A 21,216-nucleotide genomic window follows, 5' to 3' on the forward strand; every position below is an offset into this window, starting at 1 on the left:
AGGACAGGGCAGCGCAGGGCAGGAGAGGGCAGTCAGGAGCGTCTCGCTTCGGTTAACCTGAACCGGAGCGCCGCTCCATTTAGTATCCGGAGCACTGCTCCACTTTGTCAATCGGCAGGAAGAGGACTACGCGATGGCCGACCAGAGCCCCGTTGAGGAGTCGCCGTCCCGAGGCAGGCGGGCCGACGCGCAGCGCAATCGGCAGACGGTGCTCGCCGCCGCAGCCGAGGTGTTCGTCACCTCCGGGGTCGACGCGCCGATCCGCCAGATCGCGGCCCGGGCGGGTGTCGGGATGGCCACGATCTACCGTCACTTCCCGACCCGGGCGGATCTCGTCACCGCCGTCTACCGCCACCAGATCGAGGAATGCGCTGAAGCCGGACCGAACCTGCTGGCCAGTGCCGACTCCCCGTTCGACGCGCTGCGCCAGTGGATCGACCTCTTCGTCGACTTCCTGGTCACCAAGCACGGACTCGCCGACGCCCTGCAGTCCGAGAGCGACCGCTTCGCCGCGCTGCACTCCTACTTCCTCGACCGCCTGCTGCCCGTCTGCGCCCAACTGCTCGACGCTGCGGTCGAGTCCGGCGACATCAGGCCCGGCACGCAGCCGTACGAGCTGATGCGCGGCATCGGAAACCTCTGCATCGGACGCGACAGCGACCCCCGCTACGACCCCCGCCGCCTGATCGCTCTCATCTTCCAGGGGCTCCAGCGACCTCACGCGCCCTGATGCCGACGAGCGACATCGCGACCTGGTCCCTTCGGGACTTTCACGCGATCCGAGCGGCCGCAGCCCGGTGTCACTGGCCCAGTGCGGACAGGACGTCTGCCTCTCGTATCTCCCCGGACAGGACAGGGCCGCCCGCGAAGAGGAGTACCGGCGGGGCCGGCAGGTTGAGTGTGCGGATGCGGGCGAGTTCGGCCTGTAGTGCTTCCGCACCGCCACTCGTGGTCATGACGCCCGTCTCGGCGGCGAGCCGGGCGAGCACGGTGGTGTCCGCGATGTTCAGGCCGTCGACGAAGTAGGCGCGGAACAGCCGCTCGGCCGTCTCTTCGCCCTTGCCTTGCGCGGATGCCTGCGCGGCGAGCCGGTGCGCGTCGAAGGTGTTGGTGAACACCGCGCGGCGGAAGTCGAGTTCGAGGCCGTCGTCGGCGCCGAACGAGGTGTCGGCGGCGAGCCGGACGGCAACGGCCGCGCCGCGTTCGCGCGCCCAGACCTCGACCAGCGGTTCACCCTCGGGTGATGCCTGGGGACGGAGCTGGACCGGACGCACTACGGTTTCGACGGTGCCGCCGTCCGCGCGGTGGCGGCGGACGGCCCGGAGGTAGCGGGTGAAGCCGAGGTAGCAGTGGACGCAGACGAAGTCGATGATGACCTCGACGCGGCGCGGACGGTGCATGACCGGACTCCTGTCGGTGCGGTGCGGCTGGTATGCGGCGGCTCGGTGTCACCAGGGCATCGGGCCGTCGGCCGTGTAATAGCCGCCGGTCGGCCCGTCGGGGCCGATCGAAGCCATGCGGACGATGACGTCGGCGCCCTGCTCGACGCTCTGGGCGCCGGTGTGGCCGTTGAGGTCGGTGGCGGTGTGGCCCGGGTCGACGGCGTTGATCCGCATGCGCGGCAGGGCGCGCGCGTACAGCACCGTGACCATGTTCAGGGCGGCCTTGGAGGAGTTGTAGGGCAACGAGGAGATCCAGAGCGGGACGAGCGAGGCGTGGTCGGCCGGGTCGGCCGCCACCGCCAGGGAGCCCAAGCCGCTGCTGACGTTGACCACGACCGGCGACGCACTTCGGTGCAGCAGGGGCAGGAAGGCCTGGGTGACGCGCACGGCCCCGAAGACGTTGGTGTCGTAGACCGCGAGCATGTCGGCGGCGGTGACCTCGTCGGCCGTCCGTACGGGGCCGGCCACACCCGCGTTGTTGACCAGGACGTCGAGGTGCCCGGTGTGCTCGCGGACCTGCTCGGCGGCCGCCGCGACGGAGTCGTCGTCGGCGACGTCGAGGAGCAGCGGGCGGGCCCCGACCGCCCGGGCGGCCCGAGCGCCACGGCGGGCGTCACGGGCACCCAGATACACGGTGTGCCCCGCCCGGGTCAGGCGGCGGGCGGTCTGCAGTCCCAGGCCCTTGTTGGCACCAGTGATGAGGGTCGTCGTCATGTCCGGCAGCCTCGCCGTCCGGTGGCCGGCCGGACAGATCACTGCTCGTCCTGGTAACGCCGGTACCAGGACGGCGTGGAGCGGGACGCCGATACTGGGGCCATGAGCGCACAGGGCGACAGCGGATCTTCCCAGCGGGGCGGCGACTTGGGAACGGCACTTCGCCGGTGGCGCGACCGCGTGCCTCCCGGCGCGGTCGGGCTGCCGACGGGGCGAAGCCGCCGGGCTCCCGGGCTGCGCCGGGAGGAACTGGCCCTGCTGGCGGGCATTTCCGCCGAGTATGTGATCCGCTTGGAGCAGGGCCGGGCGACATCCCCCTCCGCCCAGGTGCTCGGCGCTCTGGCGCGGGCGCTTCGCCTGTCGGAAGCCGAGCGTGCCCATCTGTTCGCGCTGGCCGGCCAGCCCGAGCCCACGGACAGCCGACTGCCCAACCGGCTCACGCCGGGGGTGCAGCGGCTGCTCGACCAGATGCCGGGCACGCCCGTCGGCGTGTACGACGCGGCCTGGACCCTCATCGCCTTCAACCGGCTGCACGCCGCACTACTGGGCGACCCGTCTCCGCTGACGGACCGGGACCGCAACCTGGTCTGGCAGCACTTCACCGGCCCGCCCGGCCCGGTGCGCCACACCCCAGCGCAGCAGGCCCGCTTCGAAACCGCCGTGGTCTTCGACCTGCGGTCCGCGTCCACCCGCTACCCCACCGACCCGGTCCTGCGCCGCCTCGTCACGGACCTGCGCGGCACGAGCCCGCGCTTCGCCACCCTGTGGGAGGCCCACGAGGTGAGCGGCCACATGCTGCACACCAAGACCATCCACCATCCCGAGGTCGGGCCACTGCACCTCGACTGCGACATCCTCACCGAACCCGGCGGCGACCTGCGCATCGTCATCCTCACCGCCCCGCCGGGCAGCGACACCGCCGGCCGTCTCGAAGTGCTCGACGTCATCGGCACCCAGCAGATGACCGAACGGTCCCGGTCCTGGCACGGCGTCATCCCGCCCACGTGAATACGGGTTCGGACCGGGTCCGCGTCCTCCCGACGCCCCGGTGAGGGGAGCTGCCCCAGCGGGTTTTGACGCGACTTCAGACGGGTTGAGCGAGAAGGGCGATCACGGCGTTGAGGGCCATTCCCATGCCGATCCCACCGACAGTCCAGCCGAGCGCCTTGGCGCTGTTGCGGGTGAACCAGTCGTTGATCCGCTGCAGGACTGGCTCGGCGCGGTCGTGCGCGGCGATCCGGACGGCGCCGAGGAGGACCGCCGGGAGGATCATCACGACGCAGTAGCCGGCCAGCCCTCCGCCTGTGACCTGCCAGGTCAGATCGGCATTCGCGAGTAGGCCCACGGCCGCCAGGTAGGGCACCATGGTGACCAACTCCAGCGCCGTGGCCACCAACGCGAGGCTCACCAGGCCGCGCACGCCTCCGCCCTGTGTGTCCCGGTCGGCCAGACCTTCGCCGTCCGGCACGGCACCCGACATCGCCGCCGCCCGCCAGCGCTGCAGTCGGCCCGGCCTGCCCGCCCGGCTGCGGGCGCGTGCCTCCAGCCGGTAGCTCAAGGCGATGACGAGGAAACCGAGGACGAGCTGCGCGATCCGCAGGTGCGTGGGGGCGACGTCGGCCAAGGCCGCCCGGACGGCCTCCAGCACCGCATCGGCTCCCAGCACCAGGAGCACGCCAACGCAGAAGTAGAACGTCGCAACCGTAGCCAGGTAGGCGGCGATCCGGTCGGCGCGCACCCGCCCCGGGGTGAGCAACAGCCAGATCGGGATCAGCAGGGTGCCGAAGCTTGTGCTGTCCAGCAGCCCGAGCCCGGCCAGCGCCAGCGCCAGCGTCGCGCTCATCAGTCGAACAGCCGGTCAACGTAGGCGTCCAGCGCGGCGCTGATGCGGGACGCGTCGAACCCGTCCCCGGTCGCCGCGTGGTGCAGGCACAGCCCGTCCACGAACGCGACCAGCGCCGCCGCCTCGGCCTCGGTGTCGACATCCGCGGCGAGTTCACCGGCCCGTTGCGCGCCGCGCAATGCCTCCTCGACGCCTCGCAGGAGCCGCACGGTGGCGTCCCGGTGAATCGCAGCCATGTCGGCGTCGGTGAGCGACGCCTGCACGAAGCTGAGCCAGACCCGCAGCTCGGCGCGCCTCTCGACCGTCAGTGGCAGGAACGTCTCCATCAGCCGCACGACGAACTCCCGGACCGGCGGCTCGACGGGGATGGCGGCGACGCGCTCCTCGGCGCGCCGGTAGACATACTCGATGCCGAACCTCAGCAGCTCGTCCTTCGAGCGGAAGTAGCGCTGGACGAGTCCCACGGACACACCCGCCGTCCGTGCCACGTCAGCGAGGGTGGTCCGCGCCAGTCCCCGTTCGGCGACCACGCTCATCAGCGCGGAGGCGACCTGGCCGCGTCTCGTGTCAGCGTCAGCATGCTGCGTCATAGAAAAATAGTACCGCAATATTTTTTGAGGCCGCCGACGCCAGGTTGGACGAGCAGGTATCGATCAATCCTCGTCGGGCCGCCACAGCCAGCGCAGAGCGTCCGGTAGCAGGACGCCGCCGTGGTTGGGGCTGTGTCCGCCGTCTCCCAGGACGAGGCGGAAGTCGTAGCCCGCTTCGGCGAGAGCGGCTGCCACGCGCAGGTTTTCGGCGAGCCAGTTCCGCTGTGGCTCGTTCCAGCGCAGGTCGCGGTGGCCGCCTTGCATGAAGATGCGCAGCGGCTTGCGGGGGACGCGGGAGATGAGGTCCGGGTAGGGATTGCCGCCCGGCATCTGCGCGAAGCTGGACAGGTATCCGATGGCGCGGCGGAACTTGTCCGGACGCAGCCACGCGGCGGTGAAGGCGCAGTTGCCGCCGCTGCTCCCGCCGCAGATGCCCCACCTTTCGGGCGACAGGGAGATCGCGTAGCGCTCCGCAACCTGCGGGATGATCTCGGTGAGGAGGAAGGTGACGTACTGGTCGTCGAAGGCGTCGTACTCGTTGTTGCGGTTCTTCGGGTTCTCCGCATCCGGGAAGACGCCGGGATCGACGAACACGCCGATGGTGACGGGGATGTCGCCGCGGTGAACGAGGTTGTCCAGGACGATCGCGCCGCGTACCTCCCCTGCGGGGTCCAGGTACCACCACCCGTCCTGGAACACCATCAAGGACGCCGGTTGCGCCGGGTCGTACTGTGCGGGCACGTGTACCCAGAACTTCCGGACGGTCCCTGGGTAGACCGCACTGCTCCGCCACTCGAACGCGACCGTCTCGCCGGCGGGCACGCCCGGCTGTCGAGCGGAATCGGGTCCGTGGAGGTAGCGGACGTCCGACTGGTCGACCGGAAGTGGCTGATACGGCATCTCGATCGTCACGGGGAGCAACGGTAGGGCGATCACCGTCCTTCACCGCAAGGAATTTTCGTCCGCAGGGGCCGGTCGAGCTGGTCCCGGCAGGTCACGGCAGAAGCGCGGCTCCTGCCGAGGCCGCGGACTCACCGGCACTGGTGCGGCTCCCGCAGGCACGGCAGGTGGCCCTTGCCCCGGATCACGCTCTGGCTGACGGACTCGTCGAGGTAGGCCAGGAAGCCGGCGGCGAGGGAGCCGGCACGTGCGGGGCCGTGGGTGTAGGCGTACTCGATGTCCTTGTACGGGTAGTGGCCGGCGCCCAGGTCGATCTGCCGCTCGTCGGGCCAGTCCCCGGCCAGGGGGACCGCCTTCACCTTGCCGCCCCGCTCCTTGGCGAGGCCGACCTCGCTGTAGCCGATGGCGCCGGGCTGCTTCTCCACCTTGTTCAGCACGGCTCTGGTCGAGCCGAGTTCGCAGCGGGTGACGGTGTCTTCGGCCCGGGCGGGCGGGGTGCAGTCCAGGGACGTGCTGGGTGCCTTCTCCCAGCCCTTGAGCACCCGGTCCTGGAAGATCTGCCGTGTCCCGGACTCGTCTCCCCGGCTGACCAGAACGATCGGCAGGTCGGCGATCTCCTTCCGCCCGGCGACGACCTGGCCCCAGCGCTGGTACCTGCCCGCGTAGATGTCCCGCACCTGCCGGAGGGTCAGTCCGTGCGGGCCGAGGTCGATGTCCGGGTGGACGACGAGAGTGAAGAAGGACAGCGCGATCTCTTTCCCCGTCAGATTCCAGCGCCCGCCCATCGGCCCGTCGGAGAAGGCGATCACGGAGCCGGCGGCGCCCGGCGACCGCTCCGCCAGCTCCGCCAGACCCGCCACACCGTCCTCGCTGCCCCGCGCCTCGACCACGATGTCGGCGCCCTGGCACTTGCTCTCGTACTCCCGCGCGAGCGTCCGGACGACGGGCTCGAAGGCGGTCGAACCCGTGAGGGTCAACTCCCCCTGCTCGCACTCGATCGGATTGCCGACACGCAGAACGATGATGCCGGCGAGGGCGAGCACGGCCAGGGCCAGCGCGCCGCTCAGCAGCCGCGCCGGGAGACTGAACGTCCGTAGCTTCTCGTCCGGTTTGGGGGCACTGTTGCGGTGCACGCGGCCGTCCCGCAGGCCCCCGATCAGCTTGACCTCGCCCTCGGCCGGACCCCCGGAAAGCAGCACCAGCAGCTTGAAGTGGTCGCCCGGATTGAGCGGGACGCGTGGGATGGTCACCCTGCTGCCGACGTGCTCGAAGCCGTTGGCGTCCGTGAAATGACTGTTCAGGTGCTCGATGCCGGAGGGCTGGGTGACCGCTACGGCCTGGACCGTGCGGCCCGTGAACTCGGCGGTCAGGCCGTGGACCTCGGACGAGGTGTAGTCGTTGTCGGCGACGCTCTGCGACCCGTCGTTCTCGATGCGCAGCAGGACGAGCGACGCGTCGGCCATGTTCGGCACGTCGAAGTCGCCGAGGCGGGGATTGGACGACCCGTCACCTATGGGGCTGTCCATCTGTACGCGGTAGCCGATCAGCTTGCGCCGCGGCACCCGCCGGTCGTAGAGGAACATCGCGATGGGCACGAGGAGACCGAGGACGGACGTGCCGATGGCGATGACGTTCTCAAGGCTCAGCCACTCCACTGGTGGTCCCCCGCCACTCCCAGAGCTCAGATGGTGGGGTCACCGTATGCCGGTCCGAACAACCCGTCACCACTGTGACGCCAGTGTTCGCTCCACGTTCAACTTCACCTGGGGGCTCAGCACGCCGTATAGCCTCCGTCCACCGGTAGGACGGCGCCGGTGATGTAGGACGACTCCGGGCAGGCCAGGAAGAGGACCGCGTCGGCGATCTCCTCTGCTGCGGCGAGCCGGCGGAGCGGTATGGACTCCTCCCTCAGCCGCCGGTGGGCGGCAGGCTCGGCGCGTCGCTGGAAGGAAGCCTCGATGACCGGCGTCATGGTCAGACCGGGCGCCACCACGTTGACCCGGATGTTGCGCGGCGCCCATTCGACAGCGGCGCCGCGGGCCAGCGCGATGAGGCCGCCCTTGGCAGCGGAGTACAAGGTCTGGTTCGACATACCGACCATGCCGAGGCGGGAGCTGACGCACACCATCGACGCTCCCGACTCGGGAGCCAGCGCCATCAGGTGCTTCATGACCAGGAACGCGCTCAGCAGGTTGCTGTCGAGCAGGTCCCGGGCGTCGTCGGCCGTGGTTGGCGGCCACCGCCTGACCTATTCCGCTCGATGCTCCGGTGACCACGGCGTTGACGTCCTGCAGTCTCATGTGCGCTTCCGTTTCAGTCGTGGGCGTGCCGGGCCGGAACTCCGAGCCCATGCCGATGCCGATGCCGATGCCGATGCCGGTATCGGTATCGGTGTCGGGATCGGCAGTGGTCAGGCCGGCGCCTGGCCCCTTCCGGCCACGGCCTCCGGGCGGAGCAGGGCGGTGAGGGCCTCGGCGGGCAACAAGCCCCTTTCCAGGACGAGTTCGGCCACACCCCGGCCCGTGGCCAGGGCCTCCTTGGCGATGTCGGTGGCGGCCGTGTAGCCGATGTGCGGGTTGAGGGCGGTGACCAGGCCGATGGAGTTCTCGACCGTCGCCCGCAGCGCCTCGGTGTTGGCGGTGATGCCGTCCACGCAGCGCTCGGCGAGCGTGAGGCAGGCGGCGCGCAGGTGCGTGATCGACTCCGACAGGGAGTGCAGGATGATCGGCTCGAACGCGTTGAGCTGGAGCTGTCCGGCCTCGGCGGCCATGGTGATGGTGACGTCGTTGCCGATCACCTCGAAGGCGACCTGGTTGACGACCTCCGGGATCACCGGGTTGACCTTGCCCGGCATGATCGACGAACCGGCCTGTACGGGCGGCAGGTTGATCTCGCCGAGGCCGGCGCGCGGACCGGAGGACAGCAGCCGCAAGTCGTTGCAGCTCTTGGACAGCTTGACCGCGATGCGCTTGAGCACCCCCGACATCTGCACGAACGCGCCGCAGTCCTGGGTCGCCTCGACCAGGTTCGCCGCCGTCACCAGCGGCAGGCCGGTGATCTCCGACAGGTGGCGGCGAGCCGCCTCGGCGTAGCCGACGGGAGCGTTGAGGCCGGTACCGATGGCCGTGGCGCCCAGGTTGATCTCATGGATCAACTCGACGGCCTCGGCAAGACGGGACCGGTCCTCCTCCATCATGACCGCGTACGCGGAGAACTCCTGACCCAGCGTCATCGGTACCGCGTCCTGCAACTGTGTACGGCCCATCTTGAGCACGTCACGGAACTCGACGGCCTTCCGGGCGAACGCGTCCTGCAGGACGGCCATCGCCTTGAGCAGCCCGTGCACGGCGAAGATGGTCGCGATCTTCACTGCGGTCGGGTAGACGTCGTTCGTGGACTGGGAGCGGTTGACGTCCTCGTTCGGGTGCACGTAGCGGTACTCGCCCTTGGCGTGGCCCAGCAGCTCCAACGCCCGGTTCGCGATGACCTCGTTGGCGTTCATGTTCGTCGACGTGCCGGCGCCGCCCTGGATGACGTCGACGACGAACTGGTCGTGCAGCTTGCCGGAGCGGATCTCCCGGCACGCGGTGACGATCGCGTCGGCCTTCTCGCCTCCCAGCAACCCCGACTCCTCGTTGGCCAGGGCGGCGGCCTCCTTCACGGCGGCCAAGGCGTCGATCAGGTGCGGATAGGCGGAGATCTGCACGCCCGTGATCGGGAAGTTCTCCGTGGCCCGCAGGGTGTGCACACCCCAGTAGGCGTCGGCGGGAACGTCACGGTCACCGAGGAGATCGTGCTCGGTGCGGGGGACGGCGTTCATGAGGCGGGGCCTTCTCTCGGCAGGCTTGGCGGGGCCTTCCGCGCGGCGGCGGGGAAGGCCCCTGTGGTGTCACCGGTGTCGTCACCTGCTCAGAGCAGGCGGTCCTTGGCCTTGTAGTAGGCGCCGCCGAACGGCAGGAACCAGGCGGTGCCGTTGTAGAAGGGGACGGGGACCTTCGGGAAGCCGAAACCGCGCAGCGGGTTGGCCTCGGGCCTGCCGTCCATCATCTCGGCGACGGCGCGGCCCATGTAGGTGGCCATCTGGACGCCGTGACCGCAGTAACCCATGGAGTAGTACAGGCCGTTGGCCTCGCCCGCGTGCGGAATGCGGTCCCAGGAGAAACCGACCATGCCGCCCCACACGTAGTCGATGCGCACCCCCGCCAGCTGCGGGAAGATCTCGGTCATCTCCCGCTTGAGGATGTCGCCGCTCTTGATGTCGGAGGCCGGGTTGGAGGGGGCGAAGCGGGCCCGGCCGCCGAAGGCGAGACGGTTGTCGGGGGTGAGGCGGACGTAGTGGCCGACGTTCTTGTGGGCGACCAGCAGGCGGCCGTTCGGGATGAGTTCCTTGGCGCGCGCCTCCCCCAGCGGTTCGGTGACGATGATGAAGCTGCCGACGTTGATCAGCCGCTTGCGGAACCACGGCATCGACTTGTCGGTGTAGGCGTCCGTCGCCGCCATGACCTGCTTGGCACGGATGGTGCCGTTCATGGTCTCCACCACGAAGCCGCCGCCGGGAAGGCGGGTGAGGCCGGTGGCGGCGTTGCGCTCGTGGATCTCGGCGCCGGCCCGCTCGGCGGCGTTTGCCAGGCCGCCGACGAACTTGCCCACGTGCAGGGCCGCGCTGTCCGGGTCGAGCAGGGCGCCGTGGTAGTAGTCCGAGCTGAGTTCGGCCCGCAGTTCGCTCTTGCTCAGGACGATCGTCTCGTGGCCGAAGTTGTCGGCCAGGTCGCGCTGCTTGGCGCGCAGCCCGTCGAAGTGCCCGGGCTTGCAGACCAGGCCGAGGCGCCCGGCGCGGTGGAAGTCGCAGTCGATCTGTTCCGTCCGCGTGAGGTCCTCGACGACGTCGACGGCCTCGCGGAAGGCGTTGTACAGCTCCAGTGCGCGCTCCTGGCCGTAGCGCTTGCGTGCCTCGGCGGGGCTGATGGTGATGCCCTGGGTGCACATGCTGCCGTTGCGCCCGGAGGCGCCCGAGCCGACCTTGTCCTTCTCGACGAGGACGACCCGGGCACCCTTGCGGGCGGTGTGGTAGGCGGTGGACAGGCCGGTGAGGCCGCCGCCGATCACCACCACGTCCGCCTCGTCGGGCAGGTCCTTTCCGGAACGGTCGGGCAGGGCGGGGGCTGTGTCCAGCCAGTAGGGGATCTGCTTCATGGCGTGCGTCCTCACATCCGTCCGAAGGTTCAGCAGCCGAGCAGCTTCGGCAGGCCCGACAGGTCGGGCAGCTCGTCGTACGGCTGGTAGTCGGCGCTGCCCGGGCGGCCGTAGCGGTTGATCCACACCCGGCGCTTCAGGCCGAGGTCGCGGGTCGGGATGTGGTCGTATTCCCAGCCCTGCGCGACGTGGATGACCTGGGACGGCTCGACGCCCATGGTCTTGAAGGCGAATTCGAAGGTCTGGCGGTCCGGCTTGTAGGCGCCGGCCTGCTGGGCGGTGATGACGTAGTCGAACTCGACGCCGATGTTCTCGACGTTGCGCGCGATCAGGTTGTCGTCGGTGTTGGAGATGATGGCGATCTCGTACTTCGTCTTCAGGGCGCGCAGCGCCTCCGGGACCTCGGGCCAGGGGCCGAAGGTGGGGACGGCCTCGACCAGGGCGTCGCCGTCGGACTCGCGGTACTCCAGGCCGTGCAGGCGCATGGCGTTGCGCAGGCTGGAGTGCAGGATCTCGTGGTAGGGGCGGTAGGCCTCCAGGACGGCCTGGAAGCGCATGACGCGGAAGTCGTCGAGGAACTCGTCGACATCCAGGTTGTCCAGGCCGAGCCGGTCCTCCAGGACCTTCAGGGTGGTGGGGCCGAGTTCGAAGTTGATCAGGGTCGCATAGGCGTCGAAGGTGACGATCTCTCGCATGGTGTTCAGCCTCAGTCTCGCGGGTTCCAGCAGTGGGTGGGGGCTTCAGACGACGCGTTCGCCGGGGGCGACGATCGCGTCCAGCGCGGCCAGGTCGGCCGGGCTCGGTATCCAGTCGGCCGCCGCCGCGTTGGCGGTGACCTGGTGGGGTGTCATGGCTCCGCAGATGACGGAGCCGACGGCGGGCAGGGCCGCCAGTGCGCCGACCGCGACCTGGAGGAGGGTCAGGCCCCGGTCGGCGCCGTATGCGGTGAGTGCCTCGACCCTGTCGAGGGCCGCGTCGGTGAGCCAGCCCTGCCGCCAGGACAGGCGGCTGCCGGGCGGGGGCTCCTCGCCGCGGCGGTACTTCCCGCTGAGCAGGCCGTTGGCCAGCGGGTAGTACGGCAGCAGGCCGAGGCCGTGGTGCAGGCAGGCCGGGATCAGGTCCCGTTCCGCACCGCGGTCGAGCAGGTGGTAGCGCGCCTGGGTGGACACGAAGGCGTCCGTGACCTGCTCGGCCGGAAGGTTGGAGCAGCCGATGTAGCGGATCTTGCCCTCGTCGACCAGCTCCTGGAGCGCGGCGACGGTCTCCTCCAACGCCGTGACGCCGTCCGGTTCGTGGTACTGGTACAGGTCGATCCGGTCGGTGCCGAGCCGGCGCAGTGACGCCTCCAGCGCGTGCCGGATGTAGGCGCGGGATCCGCGCGGGCCGTACAGGTCGGCCTCCCGGCTCATCTCCATGCCGAACTTGGTGGCGAGGACGATGTCGTCGCGGTGGCCCTTGAGGGCGGCGCCCAGCAGGCGTTCGCCGTCGCCGCGCGAGCCACCCCGCTCGCCGGACCCGCCATACATGTCGGCGGTGTCGAACAGGGTGATCCCGGCGTCGAGGGCGGCGTGGACGACGGCCTTCGTGCCGTCCTCGTCGAGACGGCTGCCGAAGTTGTTGCCGCCCACGCCGACCACCGAGACGGCCGGGCCGCGTGCTCCGAGCGGACGGTATCTCATGACCGGTTGCCGAACCCGATGCAGACGTTCTTGGTCTGCAGGTAGCTGGACAGGCCCTCGAGGCCCTTCTCCCGGCCCCAGCCGCTGTGCTTGTAGCCGCCGAAGGGGAGTTCGACGCCGGTGCCGACCCCGGTGGCGTTGACATACACCTGGCCTGCCCGGATGCCCTCGGCCATGCGCATCGCCTGGTCGATGTCGCGGGTCCACACGTACGAGGCGAGGCCGTACGGACTGTCGTTGGCGATCTCCAGCGCCTCGTCCGCGTCGTCGAACTCGATGACCGTGACGACGGGACCGAAGATCTCCTCGCGGGCGCAACGGGCCTGGTTGTCCAGCCCGGTCAGGACGGTCGGCTCGACGAAGTAGCCGTCGGCCAGCTCGGGGTCAGTGGGGGCGCCTCCACCGGCCCGTGCCACGGCGCCCTCCTCCCGCGCCAGCTCCAGGTAGCCGAGGACCCGGTCCCGCTGCCGTGCGGCGACCAGCGGGCCGACGTCCGGGTCGGTGAGACCCGGGCCGACGCGCAGGGAGGCGGCATGCGCGACGAGCTTCTCCAGGAACTCCTCGGCGCCGCGCTGGAGGAGCAGCCGAGTCCCGGCCGAGCAGGTCTGCCCGGCATTGCCGAACGCGGAGGCGGCGACCGCGCCGAGCGCCAGGTCGAAGTCGGCGTCGGCGAAGACGACGACCGGCGACTTGCCGCCCAGTTCGGTGACGGAGGGCACCACGTTGGCGGCGGCGGCCTGGGCGACCTTGATACCGGTGGGCACCGAGCCCGTGAAGGTGACCTGGTCGATGTCCGGGTGGCCGGCGAGGGCCGCGCCGGTCTCGCCGTCGCCGGGGACGACGTTCAGCACGCCCGGCGGCAGACCACACTCCAGGGCGATCCTGCCGATCTCCAGCGGGGTGAGCGGCGCCTCGGGGGACGGCTTGAGCACGACCGTGCAGCCCGCCGCCAGTGCCGGAGCGGAGCCCCTCGCGGTGTTCTGCAGTGGGTAGTTGAACGGGATGATCTGACCGGAGACACCGATCGGCTCACGAACCGTGTAGTCGATCAGACCGGGGCCCAGCGGGATCGTCGAGCCGCCGAGCTTGTCGGCGACGCCCGCGTAGAACTCGAAGTAGCGGGCGGCCGCTTCGACATCTGCCTTCGCCTGGCGAAGCGGCTTGCCGACGTCCTGGCTCTCCAGACGGGCCAGCCGTTCGCCCTGGTAGCGGATGGCCTCCGCGATCCGGTACAGGATGCGCCCCCGGTCGGCGGCGCGCATCCCGGCCCACTCGGGAGCGGTGAAGGCCGCGCGCGCCGCCGCCACTGCCTGGTCCACATCGGCCTTGCCGCCCAGTGCCACCAGGGCGATGGCCGTGCCGTTCGACGGGTCGACCGCGGTGAACGTGCGGCCGTCGGCGGCGGGCACCTGCTTGCCGTCGATCAGCAACTCGGTCAACTGGAGTTCGTCGGTCATGGCTGGATCTCCCCCAGCACCTCGCCGAAGATGACGACCTCGTCACCAGGACGGACCGTGCGGATCCGGCGCACCCAGAGCACGATGCCCTCCTGCGGGGCGGTGACCTCCTCCAGCGTGTTGCCGTAGTGGTCGGTGATGGTGGCGATCAGGTCGCCTTCCTTGCAGGTCTCCCCCGGCTCGGCGCGGGCGACGAAGAAGCCACCGGCGGCGGAGCGGGCGAAGGTGCCGGAGACGGTGGTGTAGGTGTCCCGCAGCTCCGCCTCGCCGTCGATCATGCCGAGGCTGCGCAGGATGTTGCGGATCGAGTTCATGTGGTGCTCGACGTTGGTCTCGCGGTACGTGGCGCCGCCGCACTCGATGGTGATGGCGGGCTTGCCGGCCTCGAGGACGGGGTGGCGGACGGTGCCGCCCCACTTGCCGCCCTTCCAGACCAGTTCATGCCCGGCGGCGAGGGCCAGGTCCGTCGCCAGGTCCTCGTAGCCGCCCTGGAGGATGACCAGCGGGGCGATCTCGCCGTAGGCGCCACCGGTGTGCAGGTCGACCACGGCGTCGACGGCGGGGACGACCTGCTCGACGAAGGTGGCGGCCAGGCGCTGCGAGTACGAGCCCTCCGCGTCGCCCGGGAAGATGCGGTTGAGGTTGAGGTGGTCGATGCCGCTCGCGCGGGCGGCCGCCTCGAAGGCGGGGGTGTTCAGGCAGGGGATGCCGACGACGGTGCCGCGCAGGGTGGCCGGGTCGATCTCGGCGAGCACGCGGCGGATGGCCTCCTGGCCGTCGTACTCGTCGCCGTGCACGCCCGCGTCCACGCACAGGACCGGGCCGTCCTGGGCGCCGTTGACGACGATCAGCGGAATGCCGAGCTCCACGCCGTAGCTGCTGGTGCCGACCGGGATCAGGCCCTGGGCGCGCTCGCCCGGGGCAACGGTCAGCGGACCGATGGAGTACATGTGGTTCCTTCCCAAAACATGGATCAGATGCGGGCGGACGCCTCGGCGAGGGTGCCGGCGATGATCGCGGCGATACGGTCGAGGACAGCGCGGTCGCTGATCAGCGGGGGCGCGATCTGGACCAGCGGCGCGGAGCGGTTGTAGACGCGGGCCAGCAGGCCGGCCTCGCGCAGCCGACGCGGGATCAGGTCGCCGATGAGAGCGGCTCGGGCGCCGGCGCTGAAACCGCCGTCGTCGAGGTCGCCGACGAGTTCGCAGGAGTAGAAGAACCCGGTGCCGCGGACGTCGCCGACGATGGGCAGGTCCTTGAGGGCCGCCATGCGCTTGGCCAAGTCCCCTTGGAGGACGCGGACGTTGTCCAGGATCCGGTCCCGCTCCATGATGTCCAGGTTGCGCAGGGCGATGGCCGTGCTCAGCGGGTGTCCGGCGAAGGTGTAGCCGTGGTTGAGGACCTCACCGGGCCGGTTGATGACCTCCGTGACCTTGGTGCCGACCAGGGTCGCGCCCAGGGGGGCGTATCCGGCGGTGATGCCCTTGGCGACGGTGACCATGTCCGGGCGGGCGCCGTAGCGGTCCCCGCCGAACCACTCCCCGATCCGGCCGAAGGCCGTGATGACCTCGTCGGCGACGAGCAGGAAGCCGTACCGGTCGGCCAGCGCCCGAAGCCCCTGCCAGTAACCCTGGGGCGGGGTGATGCAGCCGCCCCGGTTCTGCACCGGCTCGGCGATGAGCATCGCCACGGTCTCCGGGCCCTCGGTCAGGATCGCGGCCTCCAACTCCGCGAGCAGCCAGGCCGTGTACACCTCGTCGTCCGCGAACTCCGGGGCCAGGCCGAAGCGGTTGGTGTTCGACACGAACCGGGTGTCGATCGCCGGCGGGCCGTACGGCTCCGTCAGACCGGGGTCGTCGTTGAACGACAGGGTGCCGATGGTCAGGCCGTGGTAGGCGCCGCGCCGGGCGATCGCCTTGGTGCGGCCCGGCTCGCCGCGCAGGGCGTGGTAGCGGCGGGCCAGCTTCCAGGCGGTCTCGACGGCTTCGGCGCCGCCGCTGGAGAAGAAGGTGTGCTCGATGTCGACGGGGGCGATCCGGGACAGCCGCTCGGCGAGTTCGATGGCCGAGGGGTGCGCGGAACCCGTCCACAGCGGGCTGTAGCACAGTTCCCGCAGTTGCCGTTCGGCCGCCTCGGCGAACTCGGCACCGTAGGAGTAGCCGAGTTGGCAGCAGTACAGCCCTGACAGACCGTCGATGTAACGCCTGCCTTCGGCGTCATCGACGTACGGGCCCTCTCCCCGGCGGACGACGAACAGTTCCTGACCCGGCAGCGCGAGCGAGCCGTTGTCGGTCATGTTCAGCAACAGGTGCCGCTGAGCGGTGGCGATCATACGGCGTCACCTCCGGGGGCCGCGATCGCCGTGGTGTTCTCCACCGACAACAGGGAGTCCTGTCGTCCGGAGCCGAGCCAGCGCACCAGGGCCACCAGGCCGAGGGCGAGGATGGCGAAGGCGGTGAGGAGCGCGCTGACGGCGGTGACGCTGGGGTCGATCTCGAAGGTGAGCGAGTTGTAGACCTGCACGGGCAGGGTGACGGTGTCGACCGAGGAGAGGAACTGGGAGATGTAGAACTCGTCGAAGCTGGTGATGAAGGAGAAGATCGCCGCCGCGATCATGCCGGGTGCGGCGAGGGGGAAAGTGATCTTCCGGGCGATCGTGAGCCGGCCCGCGCCCATGCTCGCGGCGGCGTCCTCCAGCCGTTCGTCGATCCCGCGCAGGGTCGCGATCAGGATCAGCACCGCGATCGGTGAGGCCAGCACGGTGTGGCCGAGGGCGATGGCGATAGGGCTGCCCAGCATCGCGGCGGGCTCGAACAGCAGGAACAGGCCGAGCGCGGTGACGATCTGCGGGATGACCAGAGGGCCGAGGACCAGGGCGAAGACCGCCGAACGCAGCGGGAGTTCGCTGCGGACCAGCGCGGTCGCCGCGGTCACCCCGATGATCAGGGAGAACACGGTACTCAGGGCGGCGACCAGGGCGCTCAGGGAGAGCGCGGCGGGCCATTTGCTGCCGTCGGCGAACAGGGCCTTGTACCAGTTCAGCGTCCACGCCTCGGGCGGGAACGACGCGAAGGCGTTGTTGCTGAAGGAGGTGACGAGGATGACGACGATCGGCAGCGCCAAAAACAGCAGGATCACAGTGGCGACCGCGGTCAGGGCGATCCGCCCGACGAGGCTCTGGCGCAGCTCCATCATGACGCACTCCTCTTCTTACGGCTGGCGCCCAGGGAGGTCACGGCCTTGACCAGCAGCAGTCCGGCCAGGGTGAGCACCAGCAGGATGACGCCTTGCGCGGCGGCGCCGTTCCACTGGTTCTCCTTAGTGACCTGCTGGTTGATGAGGGTGGCGATCATCGTCTGGTCGGGTCCGCCCATCAGGGCCGGGGTGATGTAGTAGCCCAGCGAGAGGATGAAGCTGAGCAGTCCGGCGCTGGCCAGGCCGGGGGCGACCAGGGGCAGGTAGACCCTGCGGAAGATGGTCACGCGTCCGGCGCCCATGCTGGCCGCGGCCGCCATCAGGCGGCGGTCCACGCCGCGCATCACGCCGTACAGCAGCAGCACCGTGTACGGCAGCATCATCGAGGTGGTGCCGATGACCACACCGAGCTCGTTGTAGAGCAGCTGGAACGGCGCTCCGGGGACCGACATGGCGGCCAGCGTCTCGTTCACCAGGCCCTTGTCACCGAGCATGATGATCCAGCCGTAGGTGCGTACCAGGGCGGACACGAAGTGCGGGACGACCACGATCAGCATGGCCAGGCCCGCCAGGATGGGCTTGAGCCGCGTGATCGCCTGGGCCAGGACGAACCCGAACACCAGGCTCAACACGGCCGTCTCGGCGGAGATCCGCAGCGTGGTGATCAGGACGGACAGGTTCACGCCGGTCAGGGCGTCGGCGTACCAGTGCAGCGTGAACGATCCGTCGGCGTCCTTCAGGCTGAGCAGCAGCGTGCTGAAGATCGGGTAGACGAACAGCACCAGCAGATACACGACGACCGGCAGCGCGTAGAGGATCCCGACGCGTGTCCTGCGCGAAGCCAGGAGTTTGCGCGGGCGGGCGGGGGCCCCCGCGGTGAGGGTGGCTGCCATGGCTCACCCTGCCTGTTCGTCTGCGAAGAGGTTGACGTCGTCCGCATCGGCGGTGATCCCGACCCGCTCGCCCGCGACCGGGCCCCGGCCCGCCGGGACCTCCAGACGCAGCAGCGGTGCCTGACCGCCGTCGATGCGCACCCCGGCGCGGACCAGGGTGCCCACATACGTGGCGGTCTCGACGGTGCCGGTACAGAAGCCGTCGTCGGGGGCGCAGGCTCGCAGCCGGCCCGGCTGGACGGCGACCTTGACCTGGGTACCCACGGCGAGGTCGTGGCGGCGCGCCTTGATCAGGCCGCCGCTGTTGTCGAGGCGGACCAGGGTGTGCTCGCCGTCATGCTGTTCGACGCGGCCGGGCAGGAAGTTGGCCGCGCCCAGGAAGTCCGCCACGAACGGCGTCTTGGGCCGCTCGAACAGCTCCCTGGGGGTGTCGAACTGCTCGATCAGGCCGTTGCGCATCACGGCGATCCGGTCGGACATGACCAGCGCCTCTTCCTGATCGTGCGTCACATAGATGACGGTCAGGCCGAGTTCCTGCTGGATGGTCTTGATCTCGACCTGGAGCTGGTCACGCAGCTTCTTGTCCAGCGCGCCGAGCGGTTCGTCCATGAGGATGACCGGCGGACGGTAGACCAGCGCCCGGCACAGGGCGACCCGCTGCTGCTGACCGCCGGACAGCTCACGCGGCTTACGCCCGCCGAACCCGGACAGGCCCGCGATCTCCAGCGTCTCCCCCACCCGCCGACGGATCTCGTCCTTCGCCACTCCGCGCAGGGTGAGCGGAAAGGCGACGTTCTCGGCGACCGTCATGTGCGGGAAGAGCAGGTACTGCTGGAAGACGAAGCCCAGGCCGCGTTTCTGCGGCGCGAGCCGGGTGACATCCCGGTCCCCGACGGTGATGGTGCCGGAGTCGGGTTCGCAGAACCCGGCGATCATCATCAGCGTCGTGGTCTTGCCCGACCCCGAGGAGCCGAGGAAGGTGACGAACTCCCCGGCGGCGATCTCCATGGACGCCTCGTCGACGGCGACCACGTCGCCGTAGGTCTTGCGCAGGGCCACCACCGACAGCGACTTGCCGGTCGCGGTGGCCGGCTTGCCGCCGGCCACCTTGACGGACGGTGTGGCAACACCGAAATCAGCCACGAGCCCACTCCAACCAGCGCTTGGTGACGGCCGATTCGTTCTTCAGCCACCAGTCGACGTCCGCGTCGAAACCCTTGTCGTAGTACTTGGGCGCACCGGCGAGTGCGTTGCGCTCGTCCTCGGTGAGCTTGGCGTAGGCCAGCGGGGACGACGGGTTCGACGGGAAGGCCTTCGCCAGGGCGGCCTGGCTCTCGGCACGCAGCGAGAAGTCCATCAGCTGGTAGGCGGCGTCTATGTTGGCCGCGCCCTTGGCGATGGCGTAGCCCTGGAACTGGCGGCGCATGCCGTTGAGCTGCCGCTCCACCGGGACGCCCTGCTTCTGCAGATCGGCGATCCGGCCGTCCCAGACGGTGGACATCGTCACCTCCTGGCGGCTCAGCAGCACACCCGGCAGCGGGCCGCTGTCCCAGAACTTCTTGATGTCCCCCCGCAGCTGTGTCAGCACCTTGAAGGCCCGGTCCACATCCAGCGGATACAGCTTGTCCATCGGCACGCCGTCGGCCAACAGCGCGAACTCCAGCTCCGGCAGGTCACCGTCCGGGTTGCACATCGAACGACCGCCCTGGAACGCCTTGGTGTCCCAGAAGTCCGCCCACGACTCCGGCTTCCGGCCACCGAAGGCGTCCGTGCGGTACGCCATACACGCGCCGTAGAAGCTGCTGCCGACGGCATGGTCGGTGATCTGGTTCTCGGGGATCTTCGCGCTCTTCACGCTCTTGACCCGGTCGAGGTCCAGCGCCTCCAGCGCGTCCTGCTTGACGTACTTGTAGTGAGACATCATCGAGTTGTTGATGAGGTCGCACTGCGGGCGGCCCTGCTTGATCTGGGCCAGCAGCGGGGCGTCGTCCAGGTTGAGCACCTTGACCTGGATGCCGGTCTCCTGGGTGAACGGCGTGTAGATCGCCTTCTGCAGGGCCGCCCCGTAGGAACCGCCGCTGTCACGGACGACGACCGTCTTGCCGCCGCCCTTGCCGCCGCCGGCCTGGGCACGGCTGGTGCCGGTGCCGCAGGCGGCCAGGGAGGGAAGAGCGGCGAGGGCGGCGAGGCCGCCTGCTCCGCGCAGGAGCGCTCTACGACCGATCTGGGCATCACTCATGACAAATCTCCTGGAAGTAGCGCAATGGGGGGCCAGCTCTGGGGGGTAGGGGGTGGAGTCAGCGGGCGGGCCTGCGGCCCGTCAGTGGTGCGGGACGGCGATGGCGGCGAGCTCCGTGCCGGGGCGGACGGAGAGCCCGTTCATGCCGTAGATGATCTTTCCGGTGGCCGTGGCGGTGATCTTGTGCTCGGTGCCGTCGACCGGGTCGATGATGCGGCCGATGGTCTGTCCCTCGGAAACCTCGTCACCGGTGACCGCGTCCGGGTACCACAGACCGGTGACCGGGGAGACGACCTCGCCCGTCCAGATCCAGTCGCGCGGCTGCACGGTCACCGGTGCGAGGTCCTGCGGGGCCTCGATGACTCCGAGGTGGTGCAGGATCCGGTAGAGGGCGTCGAGGAGCCTGCGCACGGTGGCGGGGTCGCGGTCGCCGAGTTGGCCGGTCTCGACGAGGATCGCGGGGATGCCCTGCCGGTTCGCCGCGGCGTGGCTGTTGCCGCCGTCCGGGCTGGTGCCGAAGATGACCAGCTCGTATCCGACCGCGTGGGCCATCGCCTTGTTCTTCGCGTCCAGTTCGTCGTCGCCGGTCAGGCGGTAGCCGACGAAGTCGAGCAGGTGCTGGTCGATGCCGCCGCTGTGCAGGTCGATGTAGGCGTCGGCGCCGTCGATCAGGTGCTCGAAGAGCCAGGCCGCCATGCGGTCGGTGGGGCCGCCGTCCTTGTCGCCGGGGAAGACGCGGTTGATGTTGACGCCGTCCAGCGGGGAGATGTTGAGCCTGCCCCCGTAGACGGCCGGGGGGTTGGACACGGGGCAGATCACCAGCTGGCCGGCGACCTCGTCCGGTTCCAGCAGCCCGGCCAGGCGGGTGGTGGCGTCGACGCCGATGAACTCGCCGCCGTGAACGCCACCGGTGATCACGACCCTCGGGCCGGGACGGGACCCGTTGACGAGGATCACGGGAACCTGGGCCGTCGTGGAGCCGAGGTCGGCGGGCAGGGTCCCGCGGGTCTTCTGGCCGGGCTCGGCCCGCAGCGGGCCGATGGTCAGGGTCATGTCTTACCTCGTTCGAGC

21 protein-coding genes are annotated in these 21,216 nt (G+C 69.8%); 2 read left to right on the forward strand and 19 right to left on the reverse strand.

Going from position 1 to position 21,216, the window contains the following annotated elements:
- Window positions 1-133 precede the first annotated feature (133 nt).
- Complete coding sequence (locus tag ACSUPV_RS00705) at window positions 134-730, forward strand: TetR/AcrR family transcriptional regulator (protein ID WP_037770723.1); 597 nt, start codon at window positions 134-136, stop codon at window positions 728-730.
- Window positions 731-800: 70 nt separating this feature from the next.
- Here the strand turns inward: ACSUPV_RS00705 and ACSUPV_RS00710 are convergent, their stop codons facing one another.
- Both ACSUPV_RS00710 and ACSUPV_RS00715 read right to left on the reverse strand, forming a co-directional pair.
- Window positions 801-1,400 (reverse strand): DsbA family oxidoreductase, encoded by a 600-nt coding sequence (locus tag ACSUPV_RS00710; RefSeq protein ID WP_436946694.1) that lies wholly within the window; start codon window positions 1,398-1,400, stop codon window positions 801-803.
- A 48-nt stretch (window positions 1,401-1,448) separates the two neighbouring features.
- The gene (locus ACSUPV_RS00715) at window positions 1,449-2,156 is read right to left on the reverse strand and encodes an SDR family NAD(P)-dependent oxidoreductase (protein ID WP_436946695.1); all 708 of its coding nucleotides are present in this window, start codon (window positions 2,154-2,156) and stop codon (window positions 1,449-1,451) included.
- Window positions 2,157-2,258: 102 nt separating this feature from the next.
- Here ACSUPV_RS00715 and ACSUPV_RS00720 point away from each other — a divergent pair, with 102 nt between their 5' ends.
- Entirely contained in the window at window positions 2,259-3,164 is a 906-nt protein-coding gene (locus ACSUPV_RS00720; protein ID WP_436946696.1) for a helix-turn-helix transcriptional regulator, read from the forward strand.
- A gap of 76 nt (window positions 3,165-3,240) precedes the next feature.
- Here the strand turns inward: ACSUPV_RS00720 and ACSUPV_RS00725 are convergent, their stop codons facing one another.
- From ACSUPV_RS00725 to ACSUPV_RS00805, 17 genes are all read right to left on the reverse strand, one after another.
- Complete coding sequence (locus ACSUPV_RS00725) at window positions 3,241-3,999, reverse strand: GAP family protein (RefSeq protein ID WP_037770720.1); 759 nt, start codon at window positions 3,997-3,999, stop codon at window positions 3,241-3,243.
- Window positions 3,999-4,589: a TetR/AcrR family transcriptional regulator gene (locus ACSUPV_RS00730; RefSeq protein WP_037770718.1), complete on the reverse strand. Its 591-nt coding sequence runs from the start codon at window positions 4,587-4,589 to the stop codon at window positions 3,999-4,001. Before ACSUPV_RS00730 ends, ACSUPV_RS00725 begins: the two co-directional genes overlap by 1 nt.
- A gap of 63 nt (window positions 4,590-4,652) precedes the next feature.
- Complete coding sequence (locus ACSUPV_RS00735) at window positions 4,653-5,501, reverse strand: alpha/beta hydrolase (protein ID WP_436946697.1); 849 nt, start codon at window positions 5,499-5,501, stop codon at window positions 4,653-4,655.
- 119 nt (window positions 5,502-5,620) lie between these two features.
- On the reverse strand, window positions 5,621-7,144 hold the full coding sequence (locus ACSUPV_RS00740) for a PstS family phosphate ABC transporter substrate-binding protein (protein WP_031121397.1): 1,524 nt from the start codon (window positions 7,142-7,144) through the stop codon (window positions 5,621-5,623).
- Window positions 7,145-7,260: 116 nt separating this feature from the next.
- Window positions 7,261-7,659 carry an SDR family NAD(P)-dependent oxidoreductase gene (locus ACSUPV_RS00745; RefSeq protein ID WP_436946698.1) on the reverse strand — a complete coding sequence of 133 codons (399 nt, stop codon included), beginning with the start codon at window positions 7,657-7,659 and terminating at the stop codon, window positions 7,261-7,263.
- Window positions 7,660-7,899: 240 nt separating this feature from the next.
- Window positions 7,900-9,309 (reverse strand): aspartate ammonia-lyase, encoded by a 1,410-nt coding sequence (gene aspA, locus ACSUPV_RS00750; protein ID WP_436946699.1) that lies wholly within the window; start codon window positions 9,307-9,309, stop codon window positions 7,900-7,902.
- Window positions 9,310-9,398: 89 nt separating this feature from the next.
- Window positions 9,399-10,682, reverse strand: coding sequence for an NAD(P)/FAD-dependent oxidoreductase (locus ACSUPV_RS00755; protein WP_436946700.1), 1,284 nt, complete (start codon window positions 10,680-10,682; stop codon window positions 9,399-9,401).
- A 29-nt stretch (window positions 10,683-10,711) separates the two neighbouring features.
- Entirely contained in the window at window positions 10,712-11,377 is a 666-nt protein-coding gene (locus ACSUPV_RS00760; RefSeq protein ID WP_382618547.1) for a haloacid dehalogenase type II, read from the reverse strand.
- A 45-nt stretch (window positions 11,378-11,422) separates the two neighbouring features.
- Complete coding sequence (locus ACSUPV_RS00765; protein WP_037770704.1) at window positions 11,423-12,361, reverse strand: aldo/keto reductase; 939 nt, start codon at window positions 12,359-12,361, stop codon at window positions 11,423-11,425.
- Entirely contained in the window at window positions 12,358-13,818 is a 1,461-nt protein-coding gene (locus ACSUPV_RS00770; RefSeq protein WP_382618546.1) for an aldehyde dehydrogenase family protein, read from the reverse strand. The genes ACSUPV_RS00765 and ACSUPV_RS00770 overlap by 4 nt, the downstream gene beginning before the upstream one ends.
- Window positions 13,815-14,768 (reverse strand): succinylglutamate desuccinylase/aspartoacylase family protein, encoded by a 954-nt coding sequence (locus ACSUPV_RS00775; protein WP_031121405.1) that lies wholly within the window; start codon window positions 14,766-14,768, stop codon window positions 13,815-13,817. Before ACSUPV_RS00775 ends, ACSUPV_RS00770 begins: the two co-directional genes overlap by 4 nt.
- A gap of 23 nt (window positions 14,769-14,791) precedes the next feature.
- Window positions 14,792-16,150: an aminotransferase class III-fold pyridoxal phosphate-dependent enzyme gene (locus tag ACSUPV_RS00780; protein WP_031121406.1), complete on the reverse strand. Its 1,359-nt coding sequence runs from the start codon at window positions 16,148-16,150 to the stop codon at window positions 14,792-14,794.
- The gene (locus ACSUPV_RS00785; protein ID WP_436946701.1) at window positions 16,147-17,013 is read right to left on the reverse strand and encodes an ABC transporter permease; all 867 of its coding nucleotides are present in this window, start codon (window positions 17,011-17,013) and stop codon (window positions 16,147-16,149) included. Before ACSUPV_RS00785 ends, ACSUPV_RS00780 begins: the two co-directional genes overlap by 4 nt.
- Window positions 17,010-17,906, reverse strand: coding sequence for an ABC transporter permease (locus tag ACSUPV_RS00790; protein WP_382609170.1), 897 nt, complete (start codon window positions 17,904-17,906; stop codon window positions 17,010-17,012). Before ACSUPV_RS00790 ends, ACSUPV_RS00785 begins: the two co-directional genes overlap by 4 nt.
- Before the next feature lie 3 nt (window positions 17,907-17,909).
- The gene (locus ACSUPV_RS00795; protein WP_436946702.1) at window positions 17,910-19,049 is read right to left on the reverse strand and encodes an ABC transporter ATP-binding protein; all 1,140 of its coding nucleotides are present in this window, start codon (window positions 19,047-19,049) and stop codon (window positions 17,910-17,912) included.
- Window positions 19,042-20,145, reverse strand: coding sequence for an ABC transporter substrate-binding protein (locus ACSUPV_RS00800; RefSeq protein WP_436946703.1), 1,104 nt, complete (start codon window positions 20,143-20,145; stop codon window positions 19,042-19,044). The genes ACSUPV_RS00795 and ACSUPV_RS00800 overlap by 8 nt, the downstream gene beginning before the upstream one ends.
- 81 nt (window positions 20,146-20,226) lie before the next feature.
- Window positions 20,227-21,198: a succinylglutamate desuccinylase/aspartoacylase family protein gene (locus ACSUPV_RS00805; RefSeq protein ID WP_051649458.1), complete on the reverse strand. Its 972-nt coding sequence runs from the start codon at window positions 21,196-21,198 to the stop codon at window positions 20,227-20,229.
- Window positions 21,199-21,216 lie beyond the last annotated feature (18 nt).

Origin of the sequence: Streptomyces sp. SudanB52_2052 (assembly GCF_964272415.1) — a bacterium.
Taxonomy (GTDB): domain Bacteria; phylum Actinomycetota; class Actinomycetes; order Streptomycetales; family Streptomycetaceae; genus Streptomyces; species Streptomyces olindensis.

What these genes read in the sequence shown, in the direction of transcription:
- ACSUPV_RS00765 (WP_037770704.1), bottom strand. Translation starts at nt 12,361, where the DNA reads ATGAGATACCGTCCGCTCGGAGCACGCGGCCCGGCCGTCTCGGTGGTC.
- ACSUPV_RS00755 (WP_436946700.1), bottom strand. Translation starts at nt 10,682, where the DNA reads ATGAAGCAGATCCCCTACTGGCTGGACACAGCCCCCGCCCTGCCCGAC.
- ACSUPV_RS00710 (WP_436946694.1), bottom strand. Translation starts at nt 1,400, where the DNA reads ATGCACCGTCCGCGCCGCGTCGAGGTCATCATCGACTTCGTCTGCGTC.
- ACSUPV_RS00715 (WP_436946695.1), bottom strand. Translation starts at nt 2,156, where the DNA reads ATGACGACGACCCTCATCACTGGTGCCAACAAGGGCCTGGGACTGCAG.
- ACSUPV_RS00705 (WP_037770723.1), top strand. Translation starts at nt 134, where the DNA reads ATGGCCGACCAGAGCCCCGTTGAGGAGTCGCCGTCCCGAGGCAGGCGG.
- ACSUPV_RS00730 (WP_037770718.1), bottom strand. Translation starts at nt 4,589, where the DNA reads ATGACGCAGCATGCTGACGCTGACACGAGACGCGGCCAGGTCGCCTCC.
- aspA (WP_436946699.1), bottom strand. Translation starts at nt 9,309, where the DNA reads ATGAACGCCGTCCCCCGCACCGAGCACGATCTCCTCGGTGACCGTGAC.
- ACSUPV_RS00790 (WP_382609170.1), bottom strand. Translation starts at nt 17,906, where the DNA reads ATGGCAGCCACCCTCACCGCGGGGGCCCCCGCCCGCCCGCGCAAACTC.
- ACSUPV_RS00805 (WP_051649458.1), bottom strand. Translation starts at nt 21,198, where the DNA reads ATGACCCTGACCATCGGCCCGCTGCGGGCCGAGCCCGGCCAGAAGACC.
- ACSUPV_RS00775 (WP_031121405.1), bottom strand. Translation starts at nt 14,768, where the DNA reads ATGTACTCCATCGGTCCGCTGACCGTTGCCCCGGGCGAGCGCGCCCAG.
- ACSUPV_RS00760 (WP_382618547.1), bottom strand. Translation starts at nt 11,377, where the DNA reads ATGCGAGAGATCGTCACCTTCGACGCCTATGCGACCCTGATCAACTTC.
- ACSUPV_RS00785 (WP_436946701.1), bottom strand. Translation starts at nt 17,013, where the DNA reads ATGATGGAGCTGCGCCAGAGCCTCGTCGGGCGGATCGCCCTGACCGCG.
- ACSUPV_RS00800 (WP_436946703.1), bottom strand. Translation starts at nt 20,145, where the DNA reads ATGAGTGATGCCCAGATCGGTCGTAGAGCGCTCCTGCGCGGAGCAGGC.
- ACSUPV_RS00720 (WP_436946696.1), top strand. Translation starts at nt 2,259, where the DNA reads ATGAGCGCACAGGGCGACAGCGGATCTTCCCAGCGGGGCGGCGACTTG.
- ACSUPV_RS00780 (WP_031121406.1), bottom strand. Translation starts at nt 16,150, where the DNA reads ATGATCGCCACCGCTCAGCGGCACCTGTTGCTGAACATGACCGACAAC.
- ACSUPV_RS00725 (WP_037770720.1), bottom strand. Translation starts at nt 3,999, where the DNA reads ATGAGCGCGACGCTGGCGCTGGCGCTGGCCGGGCTCGGGCTGCTGGAC.
- ACSUPV_RS00745 (WP_436946698.1), bottom strand. Translation starts at nt 7,659, where the DNA reads ATGAAGCACCTGATGGCGCTGGCTCCCGAGTCGGGAGCGTCGATGGTG.
- ACSUPV_RS00770 (WP_382618546.1), bottom strand. Translation starts at nt 13,818, where the DNA reads ATGACCGACGAACTCCAGTTGACCGAGTTGCTGATCGACGGCAAGCAG.